Source organism: Sphingobacteriales bacterium, from assembly GCA_012517435.1.
In the GTDB taxonomy this organism is placed as follows: domain Bacteria; phylum Bacteroidota; class Bacteroidia; order CAILMK01; family JAAYUY01; genus JAAYUY01.
This window is the reverse complement of the sequence record JAAYUY010000250.1, coordinates 1-3,599: the sequence shown is the minus strand read 5'-3', so window position 1 is coordinate 3,599 and position 3,599 is coordinate 1. Positions and strand designations below refer to the sequence as shown.

The following is a 3,599-nucleotide window of genomic DNA, read 5'->3' as shown; positions in this document are numbered from 1 at the left end:
TGAAATCCCTGTCCCTGTTGCAATAAACAGAAATTCCCTGTCAAGATCAGATTTATTGATTCTGAAAAAACCAACCGGATTCTCAACCAGGACCTGCTCTCCCGGCTCAAGCCGATGTAATTGCTTTGATACAAGGCCGTCTGGGACCTCCCTGATGAGCACCTCAAAAAAATCCTCATTCACAGCACTGTAAACCGAATATTCCCGCATGGAGGTTTCATCAATTCCTAATAAAATATGCTGACCGGGAATAAAATTCATCCCATGCCTGTCGAACCTGACAACATAAGCACTACTGCTCAACTGACGAATAAAATGAGTCTTATGTATTTTACTGTAATTTAATGCCATTGGTAAAAAAATTCTCTTTTCGCAACATGAAAACATTTTTTCACCCCTGCAAAGATAGGCAGGTTTAAAAAGCCGAGTTACCTTTCAATTTTCATGCAGTTTTATAAAAAAAGGGAGGCAGTGCCTCCCCTTTACCCGTCAAAATTTTCACTACAGGAATCAAAATTTTTCAGATATGCTATAATATCTTCACTTTTGCTTCGGCTACAATGATAATTTTCATTTTACCGACTGCCGGCAAATCGCTGACATCTCCATTCAGGTAAAATTTTGCTTCTCCTTCATTTTTAAGCAAGTCAGCAACATTATTATATTCATTTACCACTGATGTACAGGTGTATTCTGACTGGTTCATGAAAAGATTGTAAATATTCACATCATTAAATGTGGCTAAATCAGTCGGAGTTACAGAAGAGACAGAGCTGTATTTGACGGTGCCGTTCAAAACACAGTTTTTTGAAGAACTGTCAGCATATTCAGTGATTGCAATTTTTATGTCTTTAATAGATAACTGATCAATCTTATCGAGATATTGCTCCAGCTCAGGAACTTCATTCAGTTTAATGATGAAATTATCATTAAAAGACTTTGGGGAAGCAGCATCAACACTAAATGCAATCTCACCCGGAAGCTCCAGAGGAATTGATAAAAGCGTGAATTTATCACAGGAAACTGCAAAAAACAAACTTGCAACAATCATTAAAACACCAATTTTTTTCATAACTATAAATTTTAAGGTTTGTGTAAGAATAGCAAAAAGCATACTTTTTTTTGTATTTAGTCTAATTTAATTTTACAATAAGGAAAAATTTCTGTTGCATTAATAAAAACATTTACCTTTGCTGAGCGAAAAAAGACCCTTACTTAAGTTGATTAACTTGGATTAATTCATTAAAATAATTATCCTATGTCGTTAAAACAAAAGACCCTTGATCTTAAAAAGCGAATGCGTGAAGCACTTGAAGGTGGAGGAACACAAGCTATTGAAAAACAAAAGTCGGGCGGTAAGCTCATTGCCCGTGAAAGGATTCTGGCTTTACTTGATCCAAAATCTTTTCATGAATATGACCTGTTCGTTGAGCATGCGGCCAAAGATTTTGACATGGATAAAAAATACCTGCCCGGGGATGGGGTCATTACCGGAACAGGGACCATTTTCGGATATCCGGTTTGTATCTATGCACAGGATTTTACCGTAGCAGGTGGCTCACTCGGGTACATGCATGCAAAGAAAATCACCAAAATCATGGATCATGCCATGAAGATGAATGTTCCCCTTATTGGCATTAACGACTCCGGGGGAGCAAGAATTCAGGAAGGGGTCAACTCACTTGCAGGATATGGAGAAATATTTTACCGCAATACACAGGCTTCCGGAGTTATTCCTCAGATTTCTGTCATTTTAGGTCCTTGTGCAGGTGGTGCAGTATATTCCCCTGCCCTGACTGATTTTGTTTTCGTAGTAGATAAGATATCCAAAATGTTTATTACCGGCCCTGAAGTTATCAAAACTGTGCTGGGTGAAGAAATCAGTATGGAAGAACTTGGCGGAGCAAAGATACATGCCGAAATTTCAGGGAATGCTCATTTTTACGCAGAGAGCGAACAGGAATGTTTTGAACAGATCAAACGCCTTGTCAGTTTTATTCCATGGAACAACACCCGCAGGGCATTACCTTTTGTTAAAAAAGAGCCAAATACAAAGAATTACAATATTGAGAAAATCTTCCCTTCAGATCCCAAACAGCCTTATGATGTCAGAGATATTATCAGGGCAGTCAGTGATGATTCAGATTTTCTGGAAGTACAGGAAAGATTTGCACGCAATATCGTCATTGGTTTTGGCCGTATTAATGGCGAAACAGTTGGCTTTGTGGCCAATCAACCTCTATATCTGGCCGGTGTGCTCGATGTAGATTCATCAGACAAAGCCGCCAGGTTTATCCGTTTTTGCGATGCCTTTAACATTCCTCTTGTAACTTTTGTTGACCTGCCGGGTTATCTCCCCGGAATTGATCAGGAGCATGCAGGGGTTATTCGTCATGGGGCAAAAGTATTGTATGCATATTCGGAAGCAACTGTACCTAAAATAACCGTTATCACACGAAAAGCATACGGTGGAGGTTATATCGCCATGTGCAGCCGTCATCTTAAAGCAGATTTTGTATTTGCATGGCCTACTGCAGAAATTGCTGTCATGGGCCCTGAAGGAGCTGCCAATATTATTTTCAGAAAAGAAATCATGGAGGCAGAAGATCCTGAAAAAATGCGGCAGCAGAAAATCAAAGAATACAAGGATAAATTTGCCAATCCATACGTGGCAGCAGCATACGGCTATGTTGATGCCGTGATTGAGCCCAGGGAAACCAGAGAATTTCTAGTTCATTCACTTGAAATTTCAATCAACAAGAATGAAAAAGGTCCTTTCAAAAAACATGGTATTCCACCATTTTAAGAGTTGAATATGGCTAAAAAAACAAAACAGATGCAGCAGGTTAAGCCGGAGTTTTTTCACCTGATCCTTGACGATACCTCATACAAGACCCTTCCAATAAGAAAATACACCAGCCGTAAAAAATATCAAAGGAAAGACGATAGTCTGATAAATGCCATTATTCCCGGTATTATTGGTAAAATCTATGTTAAAGAAGGAGATGAGGTACATCATGGAGATAAGCTCCTCGAGCTGGAAGCCATGAAAATGTATAATCAGATTTTATCTCCTCTGAACGGAAAAGTAAAAAAAATCAGTGTGGCTTCAGGTGATAAAGTCACAAAAGACCAGCTTCTTATTGAAATTGAGCCATTTACAGCTAATGAATAAAAATCTGTTATTAATATAACATTTTTTTTGCACTTTATTTCAATTCCTTATTTTTGAAAAAAATTTTTTCCCTAACTGCTGTCTGAGAAATGAATATCACTATCGGGTTTATTGTATCCTTATATCCTGCTCAGCCTGAAAAACCCACGGTATTAAAATTCAATAACTTGTCATTATTATCAATCTTTATAACCTATTAAATCAAGGAGGTAAATGTGGAAACAAAAGATTACAATGTCAGTTTTTTTAAACCAAAAACAGAGTATTCCAGAAAGAACCGGAATATTATTATCTGGTTTTTACTGATTTGGTTTTTACTGATTTATGGCTTTCAGTTCCTTTTAAGGATTACTCAAAAACCAGTAAAAGAACAGTCTTTGATAACGTATGAGCAAGTCAAAGATGCCTATTTTTCAAAAACTGC

4 protein-coding genes are annotated in these 3,599 nt (G+C 37.6%); 2 read left to right on the top strand and 2 right to left on the bottom strand.

Annotation, left to right across the window (positions count from 1 at the left end; translation table 11 throughout):
• The coding region (locus GX437_13570) for an oxidoreductase (GenBank protein NLJ08683.1) at positions 1–351 on the bottom strand (351 nt) is incomplete at its 3' end.
• A gap of 178 nt (positions 352–529) precedes the next feature.
• Positions 530–1,072 (bottom strand): hypothetical protein, encoded by a 543-nt coding sequence (locus GX437_13565; GenBank protein NLJ08682.1) that lies wholly within the window; start codon positions 1,070–1,072, stop codon positions 530–532.
• 186 nt (positions 1,073–1,258) lie between these two features.
• Between GX437_13565 and GX437_13560 the strand changes: the two genes are divergently transcribed.
• Together GX437_13560 and GX437_13555 are read left to right on the top strand one after the other, a co-directional pair.
• Complete coding sequence (locus GX437_13560; protein NLJ08681.1) at positions 1,259–2,806, top strand: acyl-CoA carboxylase subunit beta; 1,548 nt, start codon at positions 1,259–1,261, stop codon at positions 2,804–2,806.
• Positions 2,807–2,836: 30 nt separating this feature from the next.
• Positions 2,837–3,175: an acetyl-CoA carboxylase biotin carboxyl carrier protein subunit gene (locus GX437_13555; GenBank protein NLJ08680.1), complete on the top strand. Its 339-nt coding sequence runs from the start codon at positions 2,837–2,839 to the stop codon at positions 3,173–3,175.
• Positions 3,176–3,599: the final 424 nt, after the last annotated feature.

Excerpts from the sequence above, each read along its gene's own strand:
- GX437_13565 (NLJ08682.1), bottom strand. The coding sequence starts at position 1,072 with ATGAAAAAAATTGGTGTTTTAATGATTGTTGCAAGTTTGTTTTTTGCA.
- GX437_13555 (NLJ08680.1), top strand. The coding sequence starts at position 2,837 with ATGCAGCAGGTTAAGCCGGAGTTTTTTCACCTGATCCTTGACGATACC.
- GX437_13560 (NLJ08681.1), top strand. The coding sequence starts at position 1,259 with ATGTCGTTAAAACAAAAGACCCTTGATCTTAAAAAGCGAATGCGTGAA.